Genomic DNA, 22,641 nt, shown 5'->3' on the forward strand with positions numbered 1-22,641 from the left:
AATTTAAAGAAAAATATCTTGAGACTAAACATCCTTATCCTGCTTTGCTTGATTGTGATGTTTTAAATGAGAATTTAGAACAAAGACAAAAGAGTGTAGGAGATGAGGATAAAACTAATAAAAACTTATTTGTTAATAAAAGTTTATCTTATGCTGATATAGAAGCTGATATTGCTTGGGAGTTGAATTTGGGGTTGCCTGATAAGTTTGATTTTATGGCTATTGTGAAAGCAGTAAGTGGGCATGCCATGATGTATTATGTTATATTTCCAGAATGTAAAATTCGTTATGTAAATGGCTTTGGTAATGGGCAAAATAGTGAAAGCTTTTATAAACAATCTTATGAAAAATTGCTTCATGCCCAAGAAAATTATAATTTACTTGATTTTATATGCTACGGATATGAACAATGCATAGAAAAAATTTGTGCCATCTTAGCTCATTATCAGAATAAGAAAATTATTTTCAATACTCGTGATCCTTTTGGAAGAATGGGCTCTGCTATTAATCACATCGATTGGATTTATATGGGAGAGTATACCTCAGGTAAAATTTTTGCTAATATAAATTTAAGCACTCCTTTCAAAAAGAGCATCGATACTGTTCGCTATTTTTGTAATGGGGCATCAGAACCTACTCTTGATAGATTTTGCAATCAACATATAATGGCATTAAGTGATTTTTATTTTCATACCATTACAAAATATTTTAAGCAAGATAAAATTTACTATCTTGATATTGAAGATTTAGCACAAGATAGATGTTATGATACATTTTGTAAATTAGCTAGTATTTTTAATTTTTCAAAGCCTCGACTAGAAGCAAAAGAAAAATTTGCTTGCAAGCATAATTCCCCTTGTTATGGAATGCTACCTTGTATAATCTTGGCTCACAATGATGACATAGCTAATGTTTATTTTGAGGGTAAGACAAGTCCTGAAAATTTAGAAAGTTTAAAGAAAAAAGAAGATGGGGTGCAATTTGCTGTCGCCTTGAGACTTATCAAATTTCAAAGCAAATTTAATAAAGAAGTGAGCGAAAATCTTTATCCAGACTATGAGAAGTGGCACGAAAATAATAATCTTTTTAAAGAATGTGGGATTTTTATTAATCATGAAGATTGGCAATGCCTTAAAGAGAATAAAAAACTATTTCAAGCTGTTAAAAAATATCTGCAAGGTTTTATGCCAGCTTTAAAAAATGAAATAAAAAGGCAAAAAACCATCCAAATAAGCAAAGAACAAATTTTACAATACTATAACGATAGAGAAAATTTAAAGAAAGAGCTCTATTTTCATTTAAAAAAAGAGCTAATAGATATTAGGCGAGCTCGCCCTGATATCATCGCTTCTTGGAAGTATTATAATGAATTTGAAAAAATGTGTGAGGATTTAGATGGAAAAATAGAAAAATAAACTTAAAAACATATGAATTTAAGCTATAATTGCTTTTTATATTTTGCTTTGAAAAATGAACAAAATACTATATTTTAATAAAGGAGAAAGAATGAAACAAGGGGATTTTACTCAGGTTGCTAAGCATTATCACAACCGCCCTGCTTATAGTGCTTTTTTGCTTGAAAAATTACTTGCTTGCATCAATGACACGCAAAAGCCAAGAAACGAGCTTAGAGTGGCTGAGGTTGGAGCTGGCACTGGTAAACTTACGCGTATGCTTTGTGAGGATTTTAAACTTAAAGTGAGTGCTGTTGAGCCAAATGATGCGATGAGGGCTGAGGGTGAGCTTGATACTAAGGGGCTTGATATTACTTGGTTAAAAGGCAGTGGAGAGCAAACGAATTTGCCTTCAAATTCAGCTGATTGGCTTATAATGGCAAGTTCTTTTCACTGGACTGATCCGCAAAAGTCCTTGCCAGAGTTTGCCAGAGTGCTGGGGGGGGGCTTACCTTTCCATCATCTACAATCCACGCCATATCATAGAAGGCTCAGTCTTTGATGAGATCGAAAAGGAAATTAAGAATATTGTTCCAGAGCTTACTCGTGTGAGTTCAGGGGTGCAAAACACTAAAAAATGGGAAGAGGTTCTCATTTCAACTGGGGATTTTACAGACTGCTTTTTTATGGAGTGTGATTATAGTGAAAAATGGAGCAAAGAGCGATATTTAGGAGCTTGGCACTCTGTAAATGATATACAAGCTCAAGCAGGAGAGAAAAGATGGCAAGAAATTTTAGCCATGATTGAGGCAAAAATTTCTTGTTTTGATGAACTTATCGTGCCTTATAAAATTCGTGCCTGGACGGCTAGAAAGGCTGATAAATAAGATAAGTTTTTAGCAAATTTTTCTCTTTTTAGGCTTGAGTTTTCACGCAAAAAAAGAGGAAAAAATGCAAAAACTTGTTGAACAAAATTGGGATTATACCAAGCACGCTAAATTTTATGAATACCGCCCAAACTACGCACCAAAGAGCATAGACATGCTTTTATGCCTAGCAAAAGGAGCAAATCAAAATGCCTTAAGGGTAGCTGACATAGGAGCTGGCACAGGAAATTTAAGTATAATGTTGCTTGAAAGAGGCTGCAAAGTAGTAGCTGTTGAGCCAAATGATGCGATGAGAGAAATTGGCATTGATAGGACGAAGGGACAAGATATAGAATGGATACGCGCTACAGGGCTTGAATCAGGACTTCAAGATGAAAGCTTTGACTGGCTTACCTTTGGGAGCAGTTTTAATGTCATGGATAGAAACCTAGCCTTAAAAGAAGCGTATAGAGTGCTTAAAAAAGGAGCGTATTTTTCATGCATGTGGAATCATAGGGACTTAAATGATGAGGTGCAAAAAGAAGCTGAAGCTATCATCACGCATTTTGTGCCAAGTTATGAAAGAGGTGTTCGCAGGGAAGAGCAAAGAAGCTTTATAGAAAAACACAAAGAGCTTTTTGATAACATAGTGTATTTAGAAGAGGATTTTTATTTTCATCAAAGCTTGCAAAATTATATTTTAGCATGGCAAAGTGTGAAAAATCCTTACTGGGACTTAGATACAAATGAGGGCAAAAAGCTTTTTGAAGCCATTTGTGAAGAGTTTAAAAAGAAACTTCCAAGCGAATTTAAGATAAAATACACCACCAGAAGCTGGAGTGCAAAAAAGCAATAGGCTTAAATTTAAGGAAAAGATAAATGAAACAAAGCATGCAAAAACTAAACTTTCAAAGCAAGGCAAGGAATTTACTTGCTTTGCAAAGTGTTTTAAAATCAGCTCAAGTTTTACCTTGTGTCATTACTTCTTTAAGCAAGCTTAAAAAAGATCAAGAAGGTGAATTAAAAAAGATCAAGTCTTTGCATGCTCATACTCTTATCATTAGAAGTTCTTCAAAAAGTGAAGATAGCGAGGCTAGCTCAAATGCAGGTGCTTTTTTAAGCCTTGCAAATATTAAAGCAAATGACGAGCTAGCCTTACTTGATGCCTTAAAAAAAGTAGGCTCTTCTATGCCTCATGAAGATGATGAAATTCTCATTCAAGCCATGCTTACTCAAATCAAGCTTTGTGGGGTAGCTTTTAGCGTAGATAAGGATAATCTTAGCCCTTATTTTTGCGTGCAGTATGATAAAAGTGGTTCAAATGCAAGCATAACTGATGGCAGTGCTAAAGAGCTTACGAGCTTTTTTCATTATAGAAATGCCGCTTTACCTAAGGATAAGCGTTTAGCAAGGATTATCACACTCATTAAAGAGCTTGAAAGGCTTTTTGATAGTCCTTTTTTGGATATTGAGTTTGCTTTTGCACATGTTAAGGACAAGGAAGAGCTTTTTTGCTTGCAGGTGCGTCCTTTGGTGAGTAAAAACAAAGTCAATCTTTTTAAAGCCTTGCCAAAAGAGGCTTTAAGCAGATTTGCTAAACGTTTTGAGTCCTTGCAAAGCTCAAGGCTTGGAGTGTATGGAAAAAAGGCGATTTTTGGGGTTATGCCTGATTGGAATCCAGCTGAAATCATAGGCTTAAAGCCAAAACGCCTAGCCCTTAGCCTTTATAAAGAGATTATAACTGATCATATTTGGGCGTATCAAAGGGATAATTATGGCTATAAAAATTTACGCTCTCATCCTTTAATGCACTCATTTTTAGGCATTGCTTATATAGATGTAAGGCTTTCTTTTAATTCTTTTATCCCAAAAGACTTAGAAGCTAGCATTGCTAATAAGCTTGCTAATTATTATCTTGCTAAGCTTGAAAAAAATCCTCAAATGCACGATAAGATCGAGTTTGAAATCGTCTTTTCAAGTTATGATTTTAATCTTTGTGAGAAACTTGCCCCACTTTTAAAACAAGGCTTTAACGAAAATGAGCTTAAACGCATAGAATTTAGCCTCTTAAATCTTACAAATTCCATCATCGATCCAAAAAATGGGCTTTATCTTAAAGATATAGAAAAATGCAAAAAACTTCAAACAAGCTTTAAAGAGCTAGAAAAAAGTAAGATTTCACTCATAGATAAGATTTATTGGGCTATAGAAGATTGCAAGAGGTATGGGACCTTGCCTTTTGCAGGAGTAGCAAGGGCTGCTTTTGTGGCTATGCAAATGCTTAATTCTCTTGTTGCCATAGGCTTTTTAAGCAAGGAGGAAAAAGCCTTGTTTTTAAACTCACTTCAAACCATTAGCAAAAAACTAAGCCTTGCAAGTTGCAATCTAAACTCTTCTAACAAAGAAGCCTTTTTAGCTCATTTTGGACACCTAAGAGCAGGCACTTATAATATACTCTCACCTCGCTATGATGAAGCCTTTGAGCTGTATTTTGATGAAAAGCAAAACAAAGCACCAATGCATCAAGAAAAGCCCTTTAAACTCAGTGCTAAAAGGCTTAAAGAGCTTGATATTTTGCTTAAAGAAAATGGGCTTATCATCAATGCAAAAGAATTTTTTGCCTTCTTAAAAACAGCAATTGAAGGCAGAGAAGAGCTTAAATTTGAGTTTTCAAAGCTACTTTCCTTAGTCTTAAAACTCATTGAAGAACTTGGCAGGCATTATGATATAAATAAAGAAGATTTAGCACACTTAGACATTAAAGAGCTTTTAAATCTCTATTCCTCCTTATACTCAAAAAGCCCTAAAAAAAGGCTTTTAAGTCAAATTTCTATCAACAAAGCCGAATTTGAGCTGACTCAAGCTTTAAAATTACCAAGCCTTATTACTGATAAGGAGCAAATTTTTAGCTTTTTTACGCCTACCTTAGCTCCAAATTTCATCACTCAAAAAAGTATAATCGCTCCTGTAGCCTTAGAACACGAAAAAGAGCTTGAGGGCAAGATAGTTTTAATTTATGCTGCTGATCCAGGTTATGATTATTTATTTTCTAAAAATATAGCTGGCTTTATCACTTGTTATGGAGGGGCAAACTCACACATGGCAATTAGAGCAAGTGAGCTTGGCTTACCAGCTGTAATAGGCGTTGGAGAGGAAAATTTTAAAAAGTATTTAAGTGCAAAAAAATTGCGTTTAGAATGTGAAAGCGAGTTGATATTTTGTCTTTAAAATTTATTGGCATTACTCAAAGACTAGTGCAAAATGAAAGCTATTTTGAGCTAAGAGAAGCTTTAAGCTTAGAATGGGGAGTGTTTTTTAACACACATTTAAAAGGCTTTTTACCCCTGCCTTTAAGCTATGAGCTTGATTTTGCTTTGTATGAGCCTTTTTTAGCTGGGGTGATCTTAAGTGGGGGCAATGATTTAAGCGTATTTAATGAAAATGAGCTTTGTAAAAGGCGAGATATTTATGAAAACAAGCTTTTAAAAACTTGTATGCTTAAAAATAAGCCAGTTTTAGGCATTTGCAGAGGTGCCCAGCTTATCGCACATTTTTTTGGCTCAAACTTAAAACAATGTCAAGATCATGTAGGTAAGCACGAGGTAAAAGATATGCAAGAAAAACTGAGCTTTGAGGTAAATTCTTTCCATAATTTTAGTATTTCTCATTTAGGGCAGGATTTAGAAGCTTTGTTTAAGGCTGATGATGAGAGTATAGAAGCTTTTAAGCACAAAAAGCTTGATATTTATGCTACAATGTGGCATATAGAAAGAGCTGGCGGACTTGAAAATATGCAAGTTTTAGATGAGTTTAAGAAAAGCTTAAACAAGGCTTGATTTTAAAAAAAGGAAAAAAGTGAAAGCATTAATCCTAGCAGCAGGCTTTGGCTCAAGGCTCATGCCCTTAACTAAAGATAAGCCAAAAACTATGGTTGTGTATAAAAATAAAAGTTTGATTGAGTATGAAATTACAGCCCTAAAAGAAGCTGGCATAGATGAGATAGCTGTGGTTGGAGGCTATAAATTTGAGGTTTTAAAAGACTTTGTCCGCAAAAAATTTAAGCTTAATACTTTTTTTGAAAATAAAAATTATGCCAGCACAAATATGCTGCATTCACTTTTCACAGCAAGGGAGTTTTTACAAAGCTGTATAGATGAAAAAAAGGACTTAATCATTTCTTATGCTGATATAGTGTATTTTAAAGATAGTATCGAGGCTTTAAAGCAAGCTATTGGCGAGCTTTGTATATGTGTGGATTTAAACTGGCAAAAACTCTGGCAAGCAAGGTTTGATGATATTTTAAGCGATGCTGAGACTTTAAAATTTGAAGGAGAGTTTATCAAAGAGCTTGGCAAAAAGCCTAAGAGCTTGGCTGAGATTGAGGCTCAATACATGGGGCTTTTTAAAATTTCACATGGCTTTTTACCTTCTTTTATCAAATTTTTTGATAGCTTAGATAAAAACGCCTTATATGATGGACAAAGTTATAATAATATCTACATGACAAGCTTTTTACAAGGCTTAATCGATAGATTTCATAATGCTAAGGCAGTAAAATTAAAGGGCAATTGGTGTGAGATTGATTTTAAAAGCGATTTAGAACTTGACTTAAAGGACTTTTCATGCTAGCTCAAGGAGCAGTTATCTGGCTAACAGGTTTAGCTGGAAGTGGAAAAAGCTACATAGCCCAGGCACTTTGTGAGGCTTTACGCAAGGATAGAGCAAATGTGATTTATTTAGATGGAGATGAGCTAAGAGAGCTTTTGGGGCATTTTGGCTATGATAAAAAATCCCGCCTTGAAGTGTCTTTAAAAAGAAGTGCCTTTGCCTCTTTTTTAAGCAAACAAGGCATGATAGTTGTAGTCAGTGCCATTTCTATGTGGAATGAAATTTATGCACATAACCGCAAGAATTTGCAAAATTATTTTGAAGTGTATGTAAAATGTGATTTTGAAGAGCTTAAAAGACGCGATAAAAAAGCCCTTTATAGCAAGGCTTTAAGCGGACAAATGCAAGATGTAGTCGGCGTTGATATAAAATTTGATGAGCCAAAGCCTCATTTAGTGCTTGATAATACTGAGTTAAACAAGCTAGATGAAAAGGTGCAAAGCATACTTTCAAGCTTTAATCAAGCCTTTCATCTACTTTAAAGGTAAAACTTGCAAGAGCTTCTTACAACCTTACATCAAAGACTAAGTCCTCAAGGGGCAAATTTACTTTTAAACGCACTTAAAAACTCGCAAAGAGAGGCTTTTTTTAATTTTGTGCTTGAGAATTTAGAGCACATCATCACTTGGCTTAACTCAAGTGAATTTGCTCAAAATTACGCTCATTTAGCTTATCCTCCGCTTTTAAATCCTAATTTTGTTGATACTGATTCAAGTAGGCATTGTGCACAGCTAGCATGGGATTTAAATTTGCCTTTGCCAAAACATTATAAATTTATTTATATCTCCCCACATGGAAGTGGAGCGGCGGCTTTTTTGAGGTTTTTAAATCAATGCTGTGGAGTCTTTTGCGCAGCTTCTTGGGTGTTGCCCTTTGATTCAAATGAAAGATATATCTTTCATTTTATGCATTTAAGTGCTGGGGGGGGGGGATTTAAAAATTTAGCCTTAAATCTTTCTGAACTTAATGTCAAGGATTTTGATAAATTTCTTGCCCTGCTTGATCAAAATGCAAATATTATCTATGCTTTGCGTGATCCTATAAGCTTGCTTAAACACTGCGTTGGTAGGGATTGGAGCAAGGTTGCAAGGAATTTTGTGCCTGAGTTTGATTTAAGTTTTGATTTTAGAGCGTATTTGGAGTTTTTAAGGCATAAAAAGCCAGAGCTTCATATCAATTTTAACGAGCTTAGAAATAGTAGCTTTTTAGCCCATGCCTTGTTGCCTCATTTTAATTTAGCCAAAATTCATTTTATGGATATGAGTGAGCTTGATTTTGATAAGGCTGAAGAAACTATGAAAAATTTAGCCTTGAAATTTGATTTTGCACAGCCTGATGAAAGCAAAAGAGCACTTTTTAAAATGAAAGAATTTAAAGGCTATATAAGGTATTTATTCCCCCTAAAACTTTTTGTGAATGAAAAAGATATAAAGCAAGTTTTTAGCCTTAAAAAGCCAAATAATACTAAAAACAGCACTATCAACAAAGAAAATAGCCTTGTATTACTCTTTTCCCAGCTTTTTGATCATGAAAATATGATAAATATCATGAATGAATTTTATGAAGGCGAGCTTAACAAGCACATGGGAATTTATACAACTCAGGCTGAATTTGAGCGTTTAAAAGCAAGCAAAGAGCTTTTTAAAGCCACAAAAGCTTATCTAGGCGAGTTTTGCAAAGCTTTGCAAGAAGTGGTTGATGAAACAGAGCAAAACTTACTTAAAGAAGAAGAGCTTTTAGACTTTTTAAAACACAATGAAAGCCAAAGAAAAGAGTTTAAAAAACTCCTCGATGAAGACTTAAAACTCATCAAAAAAGCCTGCCCTCATATCCTTGCTTCTTGGAAGTATTATGCAAGCTTTGAAAAGCTTTGCAAAGACTTAGATTCATAATTAAGTTTAAAAGAATAATTTTTCGCTATAATCGCTCTTGTCTTTTAGACAAATAAATCCAAAAGGAAAACAATGTATCTATTCACTTCTGAAGTTGTTAGTCCAGGACACCCTGATAAGTGTGCGGACATTATCGCTGATACTATAGTGGATATACTCTTAAGTCATGACAAAGACTCAAGAGTGGCGAGTGAAGTCTTTGTCGCAGGCAATAAGGTTGTCATCGGCGGAGAAGTCAAGTCAAAACACAAGTTAAGCTTCAAAGATTATGAAGACTTAGTCAAAAATGCGCTTGCTAAGATAGGTTATGATGGCAAGGGCTATTTTACAAAGGCTCAGTGCTTACATCCTGATGAGGTAGAAACCCTTGTGTTTTTAAACGAACAAAGCCCTGATATTAATCAAGGTGTAGATCAAGAAAGTGGAGAAATAGGCGCAGGCGATCAAGGCATAATGTTTGGCTTTGCAAGTTGTGAAGCTGATGAGTATATGCCAGCAGCCATTTCTTATGCAAGAGCGCTTTGCGATAAGGTATATAACTACGCAAAGGCAAATCCAAACAAGCTTGGTGTTGATATAAAAACTCAAGTGACTATAGACTATGGCAATAAGAGCAATTTTGAAAACTGCAAGCCTCAAAGCATACACACCATAGTTGTTTCAGCCCCAAGTGTAGAGAATTTACACATTGATGAGGTGAGGGCTTTGATTATGGAGCTTATTTTGGATTCAAATTTACCAAAAGAGCTTTTTCACCCAGAAAAAACGCGTATTTTAATCAATCCTACAGGAAAATATGTCAATCACTCCTCCTTACACGATAGTGGTTTAACCGGACGCAAGCTCATCGTTGATAGCTTTGGAGGATACTCGCCAATTGGCGGAGGCGCACAATCAAGCAAGGATTATACTAAGGTTGATAGAAGCGGACTTTACGCAGCAAGATGGCTTGCTAAAAACATAGTCGCAGCAGGTCTAGCTAAAAAATGTGTAGTCCAACTTAGTTATGCCATAGGTGTGGCTGAGCCAACTTCTGTAAGTGTTGATTGCATGGGGACAAATGAGGGCGTTGATGATAATAAATTAAGCGAATTTGTGATGAAAAATTATGCTTTAACGCCAAATTGGATCAAAAATAAATTTGAGCTTGATAAGCCAAAAGCCGGACATTTTAGCTATGCTGATGTAGCCGCTCGTGGGCAAGTTGGACAAAAGGATTATCCTTGGGAAAAACTTGATGCTGTGGCTGATTTTAAGGCTTTGAAAGGTTAAGTATGCAAGAAAATTTACTTAAAGAAATTGTAAGTGGGCTAAAACTATCAAATGAGTTACATTATAATATCTTAATGTCAAAAGTCATTGAAAGTCAAGATATACAAGAAGAGCATAAAAAGCTTTTATTTTTACTCCTTCAGCATAGGGATAGAAATTATCTTCGCATCAATCACAACGACTTGTGCTTTGAAAATATCAAATCCTATCTTGCCGCTTTACGTCCGCTAGAGCTTGATCTTTCATCTTTAAGTAGAATAGGGGGCAAAGAAGATGGGGGTTATGTTATGCTAACCCCCCCCCCCCCCTCAATGATGATAGAATAAATAAAGCCTTATCACTTGGTGTTTCTTTGCGTTCACCTTGGGATTTAGAAATGGCGAATTTAGGCTATAAGGTCATAGAATATGACGCAAGCATAGAACAATCCCCTTATACTCACGAAAATATCAGTTTTCACAAACTCTTTATCAATGCAAGCAAAGATGAACAAAGTATCACCCTTAAAGATGCTATTGAGCAAAACAAGCTTGATGAAAAAGCTCATAATATCTTGCAAATTGATATAGAATATGCTGAATGGGAAGTGCTTAAGCACACTGATATGAATTTGTTAAATCAGTATTTTTCTCAAGTGATTTTTGAATTTCATGGCTTAAATCCAGAAGAAAACGACGCCGTAAGTGAAAAATTAGAAATTTTGCATAAGCTAAATGAAAACTTTGCAAGCATACATTTTCACTTTAACAATCATGGTAAAATTTGGTATAGTAAAGGCTTATTTTTTAGCACCACTATAGAAGTAAGCTATGTAAGAAAAGACTTGCTTGAGGCTCAATTTGGTAAAAATTTAGCTTTAAGAAAAAATGGGATTTTAAAAGGACTTGACTACCCAGTAGATGTTGCTGTGCCTGAAATTCCTGTGCTTTTTGAATAAAATGCAAAAGCATTAAGAATTTGGTTGAGGCGAAAAACTTACAAATTCAAACAAAAGGCTTGTCTTGCGATGAGCCTTTTGTTTTTTTGTTTTAGATTGATTATTTGCTTTTATTTCTCTCTTTAAGCACGGCTATAACATCGCTTAGGCTTAAATTTTGATCAGCTAAAAGCACGCTAAGGTGAAAGAGCAGATCCGCGCTTTCATTACAAAGTTCTGTATTATCGCCAGCTACAGCTGCTAGGGCACTTTCTACACCTTCTTCACCGACTTTTTGGGCTATTCTTTTTGTGCCACTTTGAAAAAGTTTTGCTGTGTAGGAGTTTTCAGCTAAAGCATTTTTGCGTGTGTTGATAAGCTTTTCAAGTCTTGCTAGAAAGACCATATCAGCTTTTTTAGAAATTTGTTCAAAGCAAGAAATGCTTCCTGTATGACAAGTTGCTCCGCAAGGTTTAGCCAAGATCAAAAGCGTGTCATTATCGCAATCAAGCCCAAGTTCGATAATATCTAAAAAATTCCCACTTTCCTCGCCCTTAAGCCAAAGTCTATTTTTGGTGCGTGAGAAAAATACCACTCGTTTAAGCTTCAAACTTTGCCTTAAAGCTTCCTCATTCATATAGCCAAGCATAAGCACTTCAGCACTTTTATGATCTTGAATGATAACAGGCAAAAGATTATTTACCTTTTGCCAATTTATTTGTGAGATAAGTTCTTCTTGCATATTTATATCCTTATATCTAAGCCTTGAGCCTTTAGATAGGCTTTAAGCTCTTTTATATCAACGACTTTTTGATGAAAAATGCTTGCAGCCAAGCAACCATCAACACCAAGCTTAAAAGCTTCTAAAAAATGTCTTGCCTCGCCAGCTCCACCACTTGCTATAAGAGGAATGGCACAAATTTCACGCACTGCTTTAAGCTGGGCTAGATCATAGCCTTTTTTCATACCATCTTGATTCATCATATTAAGCACTATTTCACCAGCTCCACGTTGCTGAGCCTCTTTTACCCATTCAAGCGTATTTTTACCACTTTGCTTGCTTGTGCTTTCATCGCCTGTGTATTGATATACTTTTAAATTTCCATCTTCATCTTTAAAGCTATCAATGCCTACTACTACGCATTGCACCCCAAAGCTTTTTGCTAGCCTTTCAATAAGACTTGGATCATTTAAGGCTGGAGAATTGATAGAAATTTTATCTGCTCCATTAGCTAAAAGCTCCCTTGCATCTTCTTCGCTTTTTATGCCTCCAGCTACGCAAAATGGGATATTGATATTTTGAGCGACTTTGCTTACCCAAGCCCTTGAAATTCGCTCTTTTCTAGCACTTGCTGCAATATCATAAAACACAAGCTCATCTATACCCTCATTTGAATAAAACTTTGCAAGCTCTATGATATCGCCCATATCTTGGTGGTTTTTAAACTGCACGCCTTTAACTACGCGTCCATCTTTTACATCAAGGCAAGCAATTATGCGTTTTGTAAGCATGCTAAAGCCTCCTTAACACTAAATTTATCATCTAACAAAGCTTTACCTACTATAACTCCGCTACAAATGCCCTTTAAAAGTCTTAAATCCTCAAGGCTACTTACTCCACCTGAAGCTTGAATTTCAATTTGTGGAAAAATCCTATGTATGAGAGTGTAAAGCTCAACATTTGCCCCACTCATCGTGCCGTCCCTTGAGATATCTGTGCATAAAAGGTGCTTAAGCCCTAGCTCGGCATAAAAATCAAGCGCTTCTAAAAGCCTCTTATCGCTTTGCTCTTGCCAGGCATTAATGGCGATTAAATAATCGCTTCCATCAGCATTTGGCAGGGCATCAAGGGCGAGTGTGATTTGTTCGGCGCCAAATTCTTTTAACATTTTGCTAGTAAATTCTGGATCTTTTACCGCTAAAGAACCTATGACAACGCGTTTTGCTCCTGCTTTAAGTAAAGCCTTGATATCTGCTTCATTTCTTACCCCGCCTCCAACTTGAAGATTTACTACCACTTCATTGCTTAATTTTTCTAAAAGCTTGATTTGTCTATTTTGTGGGTTTTTTGCGCCTTGCAGATCCACTAAATGAAGCCATTTTGCTCCTGCTTCTTCATATTGTCTAAATTTTTCTAAAGGTTCAAAATGATAGCTTTTTTGCTGAGCGTAATCCCCTTTAAAAAGGCGAACCACCTTGCCATCAAGCAAATCTAAAGCTGGAATGAGTTGGGTTATCATGATTTTTCCTTTTTTTGATAATAACACTTATAAAGTGATAAAATTTCTTAGCAAAAGCTCTCCAGCTTCTCCGCTTCGCTCTGGGTGAAACTGCACGCCATAAAAATTATCCTTTGCTACAGCTGCACTAAAGTTTTGAGAGTATTCACAAACTGCGATCGTCTCAGCTTCTACAGCCACACAATAACTATGCACAAAATAAAAAAATGCCCCATTTAATCCTTTAAAAAGAGTGTGCTTGCTTTTTACATCATTCCAGCCCATATGCGGCAAAGTAAAGTTAGTGCTAGGTTTAAATTTTTCAGTTTTAAAAGGCATAATGCCTAGAGTATTTTGATGAAGTTCCTCGCTAAAATCCCCAAGGATTTGCATACCTAAGCAAATGCCTAAAAGTGGCTTTTTAGTGGTTTGTAAAAATTCTATAAGTTTAAATTGATGTAAATGAAGCATAGCACTTTGTGCTGTTCCAACGCCGGGTAAAAAGAGTTTATCGGCTTTTTCAAGCTCTTTTATATCTCTTGAGATCACACAAGTAAAGCCAAGTCTATGAAGCGCAAATTCTAAAGAAGCTAAATTCGCACAAGCTGTATCAATGATGGCTAGTTTCATTTTCTGCCTTGAGTTGTATTTGAAAACAAAATTATAGCTGAAAAACACTATAATTTTGTTTATTTTAACCCTTGCTTTAAATTTTGTGTATTTTTCAAGTCTTTAAGGCACTATCCAAGGAAAAAATGAAGCTGTCATAAAGCAGACTACGCCACTTCCAAGCGCTAAGATAAGAGAATATTTAAGTGTAAGCCTAAGCACTTGTGCTTCTTTGCCCATGAGTCCCACCACAGAAGCAGCTACAGCTATGCTTTGTAAAGAGATCATTTTTCCAGCCGCACCGCCAACGGCATTTGCTGAGAGTAAAAGCACTTCATTGATACCAAGTTGCGAGGCGGTGAGTTGTTGCAAGGAGCCAAAAAGCACATTTGAGCTTGTAACGCTTCCTGTAAGCACAACCCCAAGCCAGCCAACGATAGGGGAGAAAAAGACAAAGCTTTCGCCTGTTTTTGAAAGAGCAAGGGCTAAAGTTGCTGAAATTCCGCTGTAATTAGAAAGATAAGCAAAAGCAAGCACAAGGCAGATTGTAACGATAGCAAGATACATTTCCTTGCAAGTTTCACTAAAAGCACTTATGGCTGTGTGTATTTTGATTTTTAAGATGACTATAGTGCAAAGTGCAGCAAGAAAAATCGCCGTTCCAACGCTGTTGATAAGTGGGATTTCAAAGAGTGATTTTACAGCTTTTGTTTCTTTGACTATGGGAGCGATTTGCTGAATTTCACTAAGTTCTTTAAAATCAAAGCTTAAGGTTAAAAAATTTAGCGCTCCACCATTTGCAAAAAGTGCGTTAAAGCTGTCTTGAGTCCAAATGATGATGATAAAGATTAAAATCGCAAAAGGTGTGCCACTCAGTAAAGTTTGTTTAACACTGATAGTTTGAGGTTTTGAGGCGTTTAATGCTTCTTTTTGCACCTTAGAATCAAGTGAGTTTTGTGCGATTTGAGAATTTTGTGCTGTGATGTTTTGATCCTCGCTTAGCATAATATTTTTTGGTTTCCACAGCTTTAAAAAAGAGCCAAGTGCTGCTATAGAGATAACTCCGGCGGTAATGTCTGGAAGTTGTGGTCCTAAAAAAGAAGCTGTGATGATCTTTGTTAAGATAAAGCTAAAACCTGCTACAAAGCAAGCTGGTAGGGTTTCTTTTACCCCTTTAAATCCGCTAAGTAAAAACACGAGCAAAAAAGGAATGCAAAATGAAAAAGGTGCAAGCATTATAGCTGACATGGTTGAAATTTTTATCGCATCAACTTGGACTAAATTTGCAAGGGCTGTTACAGGGATACCTACAGCGCCAAAGGTTGCAGGCGGGAGGTTGGCGATAAGACAAAGCGCAGCTGCTTGAATGGGCTTTATACCCATACCTACAAGTAAAGCCGCAGTGATCGCCACTGGTCCGCCAAAGCCTATGGTTCCTTCTAAAAAAGCTCCAAAACAAAAGGCGATTAAAATCACTTGCAAACGCATATCAGGAGTGATTTTGACTATAGACTCTCGCAAGATGTCAAAATAGCCTGATTTTACTGAAAGTTTGTATAAAAAAATCGCCGCGATAATGATCCAACCTATAGGATATAGCCCAAAAAGCACCCCATAAACAAGACTATAAAATACCTTTAAAATCGGCATATCATAAGCAAAAATTGCTACCAAGCTTACCAACACTACAGATAAAAAAGCTGCTGTGTAGCCCTTAAGCTTAAAAACGATGAGACATACAAAGAAAAACACTATAGGCAAAGCCGAAACTACCGCACTTAAGAAGATATTGTTAAAAGGATCGTAGTTTTGCTGCCAGATATTTTTACTTAGTCCAATAAGAGTGTTTGTATCCATAAAAAAATCCTTCATTTTAAAGAAATGATTTTTTAACTCTTTAAAAGAAAAGATGAAAATTTATGCTTTAAAGAGTTAAAATAACGAAGTTGATTATACAGCTAAAATTTAAAAATAATCTTAAGCAGAGTAAGTTTCTTTTGTTTTAAAAAGCTTATTATTTTAATATTTTTTAAATAAAATACCAACTTAAAAGACTTTTAAATTTAAGTATAAAAAGGAATTAAAGTAGTTTTAATAATTCTTTAGTTTTGTTAGAAAATATAATTAAAATTAAACTTAAAGTGAGAAATTTTTTAAGAAATTTTAAAAAAATTAGATTTAAATTATATTTTTTTAGTTTAAACATGATTCATCAATGCCTTTGAAAACATTGTTAAAATTTTTTTGCCTGGAATATTTGATAATGAAACAAATCTATTTATCATTGTTGTTGGGATAAAAGAATTCTTATATAAATTACACTCAAGTTGGAATAATACTTCTAAAATCTCTTTTAAACATAAAAAGTCATCAAATGAAGGATTTTTGATATAGTCTTCATATTTTACACGGATTCCAAAAGGCAGAGCTACATCTAAGACAAAAGATGTATTTTTATCTTTTTTTACAAACATTTTTATTCCAAAATATGTATCTTTTCCATATATATTTGTATTGTCAGCTATAAAATGCTTAATATAATCTTGGTTCGGTAAAACAATCGTTTGCGCCGGAATAATATTAATTACATTCCTTAAATGCCAAGTAAAAGTTCCATTTTTTTCTAATCCAATGAAATTAAAGTAGCTAATATTATCTTTTATTGATTCCTCATACCAATATTGCAAAAATGGGCGAATAGTGTTATAAGAAAAGCTTTTCACAGCATTAAAAAGAGCTAATGAGCCGTCTTTGATAAAAAGCCATTCTGATAATTTGTTTTTATCTCTTTCTTGAAGCAAAATATAAAACATTGAAATAATCACCATGCTTTCAAGCGTATTGATAAAATAAGAACATATTGCGCTAGTATTTTCATTTTCATTGATGAGCTCATGCAATTTAAAGCAATCAGTTATATACAAGAATTTTTTACAATGAAAACATTTTATTCGCTCGTTTAAATTATTTATTTTATTTTGTCTTTCGCAAGTTGGGCAGATTAAAGTTATGAAATCATCTGGCTTATCAGAATATTCTTTAAAAAGTAGCCATTTAAGTGTGTGGATCAAAGGATAAGAATTGTGTTTGTTTTCAAATGCTAATTTGTTTTCCATAAAAATATTAAAAATAGTTTTTCTAATGCTTTGTTTAAAGTCCATATCTTTTAATTTTATATTTTGAAGCGGTAAGACACATGCAAACCTATCTAAATTTTGAAGCGAGTCTAGCTCATTTGGATTTACAGTTTTTCTATTTTTTGATATATTTTGTATGTTTAATACCAAAACACCTATGATGCAATAGCATAATTTATAGCTTATTTCTCCTTCTTTGTGCAATACCTCTGTATAGCCACCATCAACTATTGCTACTTGCTTTATTGTTGTCTCAATCTTATTTTCAATACAAGATATTTTCCTACTTATTCTCTCATAATCTTTTGCTTGTGGAATAGTATCGCTGGCTTTTATGCATTTTTTAAGATATTCTTGTACAAGTTCGCTATTTATAATATACTGATGATTAGCCTTAGAGGCTTTTTCTTTAAAATAACCCATTGTTTTCCTTAAGGTTCAAAAAAATTAATTTGAATTGGAATTATAAAATTATTAGAATAAATTTTGGCTCTTACAAAACCTATATCATTATTTCTAATAATGCTTTGGGAAAAATCGGAAAAATCATAATATTTTTCGAGCAACTGCATTTCATTTTTATTATTTAGATGCGAGATAAACCAATTTTGCGTATTTTTAAGTATGCTTGGCGCGATAGCACTAACTTCTTGTGTAGAATAACTTATGCCTATATTTAATTTTGAACTTTCTTTTGCCAAACGATTGTAAATATTTTTTAGATTCTTATCATCTTTTGGAAAAATATTATGCGCTTCCTCAAAATACATTTGAATAGATTTTGGATCCTCTCCGTTTGTAAATTCAGTCATTGAATTTTCAAAAATGTAAAAACACAATCTATCTATATATTTTCTTTGTATTTCTGTTGGAGTTGTAGATAAATCAACAAGTACCATTTTGCCTTCTCGCAATGCAGAATCTATATGTTTTCGATAATCAATGCTTCCACCATGCAAGGAATGAAATTTATTAATACTAAAAAGTGCTTTATACCCACCACCCCTATAACCTCCACTAATGCTTGTGAGGTTAGTACCAGCAGTTTTGTTTTGTCTAGGAATTAAAATATTATACAAAGCTTCATAATCTTTGCCTTTAGCTCTAAAAGCACTTTCGTTATTTGCAAAAAAGATAAGTTTTTCTTTTAAATATTTTTTTATTTCATCATCTGCTTCAAATTTTGCTTTATACAGGATGCACTTATAAATATCAATTTTTTCACGCCTTTCTTCATCATCTGTGTTTTTAGTATTAAACATAGAATCTCTAACATTTATAAAGTCGTTAATGTATTGAGTTTTTTCATAATCACGTTCCAGCTCTTCACATAATAAATCAAAGGATTCTTGAAGTGTTTCGTCATTATAAAAGTTATATTGAATTGATACAACATCTTCATATTTTTCTGCTTTTTTATCACAAACGCTATATCTAATTGCCCTATCTTTGAATTTATCATAAATGCAACCATTATCTTGCTTATTTGTAAATGTATATTCCCCATTAATATCAAAAATTATTTGTCCTATTTTGTGTTTGGATTTTGAATTTAGTTTTTCTATCGCACTTATAAAAATTTTCATAGTATTAGATTTACCTGTTCTTGTCATACCAAAAAATGCTGTCTTTTTAGCTATTAGATCATCTATACTTACTGAAAATTCAGGTGAATATTCCCCATTTTTATCATGGGAATTGCTAGAAGAGTAGCGTAATGTTCCAATAGATTCTCTATTATCTCCTATTATATTCATGTTTTGATTTATAATAAAATCCAATTCTTGTTTTTTGGGCTTATAAATTTGATAATTATGTGAACTAAGAAAGCTTTCAATATCTGTTCCAAATTCAAGTTCATTATTTTTATAGAAAAATGTTCCAAGAACTCTACAAGATAAGCCGTTATATTGATAAAAATTTTTTGTATAAGAGTCTAGTGATAATGTAGAATCTAATGTTTTTTGTGAAATATAATTATCTGTTATGCTTTCTACAATTTCTTTCTTTTGAGGTATATCGCTTGTCCCAACGACCCTAAGCAACAATCCTTCTTTATTGTTGTTTATTTCGTTATGATAAATTGCCATCAAAAAACAACCATGTGGAATGCCTTTTACTTGATTTTTGTAATAATCATTGGTAAGTATTTTTGCATTTTCATAATCTATTTCGTATAAGTATCCAACAAAATTTTGCTCTTGTGCAATCAGATTAAAGAAGTCAAGATTTACTGATTTGTTCATTTATGTATACCTCATTTATATAGATTGAATTATACTCTATTTTTTTAAAGTATTGCATAAGCTTTTTTTGCTTGCAAAAGTAGATGTTTGGTAAATTATTAAGAATTTTCCATATATGTGTTTTTTTGTAAAAAATTATTTTGACTTTCTTTGAGCAACTCACAACACACCCTTTGAGCTAGCAAGGCTTTCATTTTCTATTTTTATCGCCATTTTAAGGGCTTTTGCAAAGGCTTTGAAAAGTCCTTCGGCTTTGTGGTGATCGTTTTTGCCTTTTACTTTAAGGTGCAAGCTTATGCCAAGTGCGTAGCTTAGGGAGTAGAAAAAATGCTCTATCATTTCAGTGCTAAGCTCGCCTAGCTTTTTTTTCTTAAATTTAGCCTTATAGACTAAAACAGGGCGATTTGAAAAGTCTAACACACAACGCGCTAAACTTTCATCCATTGGTAAGCAAAAACCATATCTTGCTATGCCTATCTTATCGCCTATGGCTTTTTTAAGGGCTTCTCCAAGGGCTAGAGCTACATCTTCAACGCTGTGATGCTCATCTATTTCTAAGTCGCCTTTGCAATGAATTTCAAGGGCTATGCCAGCATGCACTGCTATTTGATCAAGCATATGATCAAAAAAGCCTATTCCTGTTTGAATTTGACTTTTGCCCCCATTTAAGCATACTTTGACGCTGATTTGCGTTTCTTTAGTATTTCTTTGAACAAAGGCTGTTCTAAAAGAGCTTAGGATGGTATTGCAAATGTCTTCCCAAGTATTCTTTTTTGGCTCATAAAGTAAGCCTTGTATGCCTAGATTTTGAGCTAAAATCATATCAGTTTTTCTATCACCTATGACAAAGCTTTGATTTTTATCATAAAGATTGTGGGTGATATAGTCCTTTAAAAGAGCGGTTTTTGGCTTTCTACATATACAATTTTCATTTTCAAAATGCGGACAAATGAAAATGTCCTCAAACTCAATCCCGCAAGATTTTAAAATATCAAGCATTTTATTTTGTGCTAAGTCAAAGTCTTTTTGGGGAAAAGAACTTGTGCCAAGTCCGTCTTGATTGCTTACAAGCACGAATTTAAAATTAAAATTCTTAAGTTTAAGCAAGGCAGGGATAGCGCCTTTTTCAAAGCGAAGTTTTTCAAGGCTATCAACTTGCAAATCACTTTTTGGCTCTTCAATGATAGTGCCATCTCTATCGATAAATAAGACTTTTGCACTCATGATAAAGTCTTTAGCCTTAAACTTACAGCATTTTTATGTGCGTCCAAATGCTCAGCTTCAGCCATGATCTCAACGCTTTTTGCAAGCTTTTTAAAGCCCTCGCAGCTTAATTCTTGAACAGTCATTTTTTTAGTAAAATCGCTTAAATTCAAGCTTGAATGCGTCCTTGTTAGCCCATAAGTTGGCAAAACATGATTTGTCCCACTTGCATAATCGCCCATTGATTCAGGAGAAAAGGCACCTAAAAAGACTGAACCAGCATTTTGCACCTTATCAAGCAAGCTTCTTGGAGCTTGAGTTTGGATTATTAAATGCTCTGGAGCATAAGCATTTGAAATTTCTACTGCTTCGTTTAAATCGCTAGCTATGATGATTTTTGAATGGCTTAGACTCTTTGAAGCAAGCTCTTTTCGCGCTAAGTTTTCAAGCTGAAAAGCAAGCTCTTTGTTTACTTTTTGAGCAAAACTTTCACTCAAGCACACTAAAATCACTTGAGAATCCGCCCCATGCTCGGCTTGAGAAAGCAAATCACTAGCCACAAACTCAGCATTTGCAGCCTCATCAGCGATGACTAAAACCTCGCTTGGTCCAGCTTGCATGTCTATATCAGCCCCATTTATATCAGCACTTACTTGAGCCTTAGCTTCAGTTACAAAGGCATTTCCTGGTCCATAAATTTTATCTACTTTAGTTACACTTTGCGTGCCATAAGCTAGTGCGGCTATGGCTCCAGCTCCGCCCATTTGATACACTTCATCTACCTCGCAAAGCTTGGCACAAAAAAGCACAGCATCATTAATCTTAGCTGGACTTGCTAAAACCACTTTTTTACAACCTGCGATTTTTGCTGGAATGGCTAGCATTAAAGCTGTTGAAAAAAGCGGAGCCAAGCCTCCTGGTATATAAAGTCCAACTTTTTCTATAGCACGACTTACTAGCTCGCATTTTACGCCCTCAGTCGTTTGAATTTCTAGGGGCTTAAAAATTTGAGCTTCGTGGAATTTTTTGATATTTTCATAAGCTGTGATAATGGCTTTTTTTAGGCTTTCATCTACTCTTTGACAAGCTAAGTTAATCTCACCTTGCGTAAGTTTTATGCTTGAAATTTCAGCCTTATCAAAACGTAAAGCTTGAGCTATCAAAGCTTCATCGCCTTTAGTTTTAACCTCATCAATAATGCCTTTTACTAAGCTTGAAAGCTCATCTTTACGCTCTATAGCTGGGCGTTTAAGGGCTTTTTTTTGTTCTTCTTGAGTGAGTGTGTTAAAATGTAAAATTTGCATAGTTTCTTCTTTCATTTAAGCATTTTTTCTATAGGTAAAACTAAAATCGAGCTTGCACCTTCCATTTTAAGCCTTTCCATAGTTTCCCAAAAGAGATTTTCTTGACTTACCATGTGTAAAGCCACCTTTTTTTCATCATGAGCAAGGGGCAAGATGGTTGGATTTTCAATGCCCGGAAGCAAAGAGATAATGCGTTCAAGCTTATCTTTTGGGGCATGAAGCATGATGTATTTGCTTTCTCTAGCTTGCAATACACCTTGAATTCGTAGTAAAAGCTTATCCACTAGGGCTTGATTTTTCTCACTTAAGCTTTCTTTTTTCTGGATCAAACACGCTTTTGAAGTGTAGATCACCTCGACTTCTTTAAGTCCATTAGCCTGTAAAGTCGCCCCACTTGAGACTAGATCACAAATCGCGTCTGCTAAATTTGCCCTTGGGGCTACTTCAACTGAGCCTGTGAGCGTGCAGTGCTTATAGTTTATGCCTTTTTCATGCATAAAACGTTTTAAAAGCTGAGGATATGAGCTTGCTATCCTTAAGCCCTCAAAGCTTTCTAAGCCCTTATATTTGCTATCTTGAGGCAAGGCTAAAGATAAACGACAATGCCCAAAATCAAGCTTTTTAAGCAAGGTATATTCACAGCTTTCTTTAGCTAAAGCTCGCTCTAAGGCGTTTTCTTCAAGCACATTTTCCCCTATTATGCCAAGATCAACCACTCCATCAAAAACAAGTCCTGGTATATCATCATCTCTAACGCGTAAAATGTCAAGCTCTAAATTTGTCGCAAAAGCGATGAGGCTTTGTTCGTGGATATGAGCTTTAACACCGATGAGCTCTAAAAGCTCAAGGCAGTTTTTACTTAAGCGACCTGATTTTTGAATCGCAATTTTTAAACGAGAATTTTCTTGCATAGCT

20 protein-coding genes and 1 pseudogene are annotated in these 22,641 nt (G+C 34.7%); 11 read left to right on the plus strand and 10 right to left on the minus strand.

The features are described from left to right. The 11 genes and pseudogenes from DMB95_RS05560 to DMB95_RS09745 all read left to right on the plus strand — a co-directional run. Positions 1-1,415 (plus strand): DUF2972 domain-containing protein (locus DMB95_RS05560; RefSeq protein WP_142931255.1); only part of this gene is annotated, 1,415 nt, incomplete at its 5' end. Between the two features lie 91 nt (positions 1,416-1,506). Continuing rightward, positions 1,507-2,281, plus strand: a pseudogene (locus tag DMB95_RS05565) (class I SAM-dependent methyltransferase). Positions 2,282-2,345: 64 nt separating this feature from the next. Beyond that, positions 2,346-3,116 carry a class I SAM-dependent methyltransferase gene (locus DMB95_RS05570; RefSeq protein ID WP_142931256.1) on the plus strand — a complete coding sequence of 257 codons (771 nt, stop codon included), beginning with the start codon at positions 2,346-2,348 and terminating at the stop codon, positions 3,114-3,116. A gap of 35 nt (positions 3,117-3,151) precedes the next feature. Further along, a complete protein-coding gene (locus DMB95_RS05575; protein WP_142931364.1) occupies positions 3,152-5,488 on the plus strand; it encodes a PEP-utilizing enzyme in 2,337 nt (778 codons plus the stop codon). Continuing rightward, complete coding sequence (locus DMB95_RS05580; RefSeq protein WP_142931257.1) at positions 5,479-6,096, plus strand: gamma-glutamyl-CDP-amidate hydrolase; 618 nt, start codon at positions 5,479-5,481, stop codon at positions 6,094-6,096. Before DMB95_RS05575 ends, DMB95_RS05580 begins: the two co-directional genes overlap by 10 nt. 19 nt (positions 6,097-6,115) lie before the next feature. Continuing rightward, positions 6,116-6,889: a phosphocholine cytidylyltransferase family protein gene (locus DMB95_RS05585; RefSeq protein WP_142931258.1), complete on the plus strand. Its 774-nt coding sequence runs from the start codon at positions 6,116-6,118 to the stop codon at positions 6,887-6,889. Continuing rightward, entirely contained in the window at positions 6,883-7,410 is a 528-nt protein-coding gene (locus DMB95_RS05590; RefSeq protein WP_142931259.1) for an adenylyl-sulfate kinase, read from the plus strand. The genes DMB95_RS05585 and DMB95_RS05590 overlap by 7 nt, the downstream gene beginning before the upstream one ends. 9 nt (positions 7,411-7,419) lie before the next feature. Next, a complete protein-coding gene (locus DMB95_RS05595) occupies positions 7,420-8,820 on the plus strand; it encodes a DUF2972 domain-containing protein (protein ID WP_142931260.1) in 1,401 nt (466 codons plus the stop codon). A 72-nt stretch (positions 8,821-8,892) separates the two neighbouring features. Continuing rightward, positions 8,893-10,092: a methionine adenosyltransferase gene (gene metK, locus DMB95_RS05600; RefSeq protein WP_142931261.1), complete on the plus strand. Its 1,200-nt coding sequence runs from the start codon at positions 8,893-8,895 to the stop codon at positions 10,090-10,092. A 2-nt stretch (positions 10,093-10,094) separates the two neighbouring features. After that, positions 10,095-10,418 (plus strand): hypothetical protein, encoded by a 324-nt coding sequence (locus DMB95_RS09740; protein ID WP_142931262.1) that lies wholly within the window; start codon positions 10,095-10,097, stop codon positions 10,416-10,418. 26 nt (positions 10,419-10,444) lie between these two features. Next, complete coding sequence (locus DMB95_RS09745) at positions 10,445-11,029, plus strand: FkbM family methyltransferase (protein WP_238386977.1); 585 nt, start codon at positions 10,445-10,447, stop codon at positions 11,027-11,029. A gap of 100 nt (positions 11,030-11,129) precedes the next feature. Here DMB95_RS09745 and hisIE read toward each other — a convergent pair whose 3' ends face one another. The 10 genes from hisIE to hisG form a co-directional block, all read right to left on the minus strand. Continuing rightward, a complete protein-coding gene (gene hisIE, locus DMB95_RS05615; RefSeq protein ID WP_137632197.1) occupies positions 11,130-11,750 on the minus strand; it encodes a bifunctional phosphoribosyl-AMP cyclohydrolase/phosphoribosyl-ATP diphosphatase HisIE in 621 nt (206 codons plus the stop codon). A 2-nt stretch (positions 11,751-11,752) separates the two neighbouring features. Further along, complete coding sequence (hisF, locus tag DMB95_RS05620; protein ID WP_142931263.1) at positions 11,753-12,520, minus strand: imidazole glycerol phosphate synthase subunit HisF; 768 nt, start codon at positions 12,518-12,520, stop codon at positions 11,753-11,755. Then, a complete protein-coding gene (hisA, locus tag DMB95_RS05625) occupies positions 12,502-13,245 on the minus strand; it encodes a 1-(5-phosphoribosyl)-5-[(5-phosphoribosylamino)methylideneamino]imidazole-4-carboxamide isomerase (RefSeq protein WP_142931366.1) in 744 nt (247 codons plus the stop codon). Before hisA ends, hisF begins: the two co-directional genes overlap by 19 nt. A gap of 30 nt (positions 13,246-13,275) precedes the next feature. Beyond that, the gene (hisH, locus tag DMB95_RS05630) at positions 13,276-13,857 is read right to left on the minus strand and encodes an imidazole glycerol phosphate synthase subunit HisH (protein WP_142931264.1); all 582 of its coding nucleotides are present in this window, start codon (positions 13,855-13,857) and stop codon (positions 13,276-13,278) included. A 102-nt stretch (positions 13,858-13,959) separates the two neighbouring features. Further along, a complete protein-coding gene (locus DMB95_RS05635; RefSeq protein WP_142931265.1) occupies positions 13,960-15,693 on the minus strand; it encodes a lactate permease LctP family transporter in 1,734 nt (577 codons plus the stop codon). A gap of 341 nt (positions 15,694-16,034) precedes the next feature. Continuing rightward, complete coding sequence (locus DMB95_RS05640) at positions 16,035-17,396, minus strand: DNA double-strand break repair nuclease NurA (protein WP_142931266.1); 1,362 nt, start codon at positions 17,394-17,396, stop codon at positions 16,035-16,037. Between the two features lie 8 nt (positions 17,397-17,404). Further along, entirely contained in the window at positions 17,405-19,219 is a 1,815-nt protein-coding gene (locus DMB95_RS05645) for an ATP-binding protein (protein WP_142931267.1), read from the minus strand. Positions 19,220-19,378: 159 nt separating this feature from the next. Continuing rightward, positions 19,379-20,443, minus strand: coding sequence for a bifunctional histidinol-phosphatase/imidazoleglycerol-phosphate dehydratase HisB (gene hisB, locus DMB95_RS05650; RefSeq protein ID WP_142931268.1), 1,065 nt, complete (start codon positions 20,441-20,443; stop codon positions 19,379-19,381). Next, a complete protein-coding gene (gene hisD / locus DMB95_RS05655; RefSeq protein WP_142931269.1) occupies positions 20,440-21,726 on the minus strand; it encodes a histidinol dehydrogenase in 1,287 nt (428 codons plus the stop codon). Before hisD ends, hisB begins: the two co-directional genes overlap by 4 nt. An 11-nt stretch (positions 21,727-21,737) precedes the next feature. Next, a complete protein-coding gene (gene hisG, locus DMB95_RS05660; RefSeq protein WP_142931270.1) occupies positions 21,738-22,637 on the minus strand; it encodes an ATP phosphoribosyltransferase in 900 nt (299 codons plus the stop codon). Positions 22,638-22,641: the final 4 nt, after the last annotated feature.

It is taken from the genome of Campylobacter sp. MIT 12-8780, assembly GCF_006864535.1.
In the GTDB taxonomy this organism is placed as follows: Bacteria; Campylobacterota; Campylobacteria; order Campylobacterales; family Campylobacteraceae; genus Campylobacter_D.

Excerpts from the sequence above, each read along its gene's own strand:
- metK (WP_142931261.1), top strand. The coding sequence starts at position 8,893 with ATGTATCTATTCACTTCTGAAGTTGTTAGTCCAGGACACCCTGATAAG.
- DMB95_RS05645 (WP_142931267.1), bottom strand. The coding sequence starts at position 19,219 with ATGAACAAATCAGTAAATCTTGACTTCTTTAATCTGATTGCACAAGAG.
- DMB95_RS05640 (WP_142931266.1), bottom strand. The coding sequence starts at position 17,396 with ATGGGTTATTTTAAAGAAAAAGCCTCTAAGGCTAATCATCAGTATATT.
- DMB95_RS05570 (WP_142931256.1), top strand. The coding sequence starts at position 2,346 with ATGCAAAAACTTGTTGAACAAAATTGGGATTATACCAAGCACGCTAAA.
- DMB95_RS05635 (WP_142931265.1), bottom strand. The coding sequence starts at position 15,693 with ATGGATACAAACACTCTTATTGGACTAAGTAAAAATATCTGGCAGCAA.
- DMB95_RS09740 (WP_142931262.1), top strand. The coding sequence starts at position 10,095 with ATGCAAGAAAATTTACTTAAAGAAATTGTAAGTGGGCTAAAACTATCA.
- DMB95_RS05575 (WP_142931364.1), top strand. The coding sequence starts at position 3,152 with ATGCAAAAACTAAACTTTCAAAGCAAGGCAAGGAATTTACTTGCTTTG.
- hisG (WP_142931270.1), bottom strand. The coding sequence starts at position 22,637 with ATGCAAGAAAATTCTCGTTTAAAAATTGCGATTCAAAAATCAGGTCGC.
- hisD (WP_142931269.1), bottom strand. The coding sequence starts at position 21,726 with ATGCAAATTTTACATTTTAACACACTCACTCAAGAAGAACAAAAAAAA.
- hisH (WP_142931264.1), bottom strand. The coding sequence starts at position 13,857 with ATGAAACTAGCCATCATTGATACAGCTTGTGCGAATTTAGCTTCTTTA.
- hisB (WP_142931268.1), bottom strand. The coding sequence starts at position 20,443 with ATGAGTGCAAAAGTCTTATTTATCGATAGAGATGGCACTATCATTGAA.
- DMB95_RS05590 (WP_142931259.1), top strand. The coding sequence starts at position 6,883 with ATGCTAGCTCAAGGAGCAGTTATCTGGCTAACAGGTTTAGCTGGAAGT.
- hisF (WP_142931263.1), bottom strand. The coding sequence starts at position 12,520 with ATGCTTACAAAACGCATAATTGCTTGCCTTGATGTAAAAGATGGACGC.
- hisIE (WP_137632197.1), bottom strand. The coding sequence starts at position 11,750 with ATGCAAGAAGAACTTATCTCACAAATAAATTGGCAAAAGGTAAATAAT.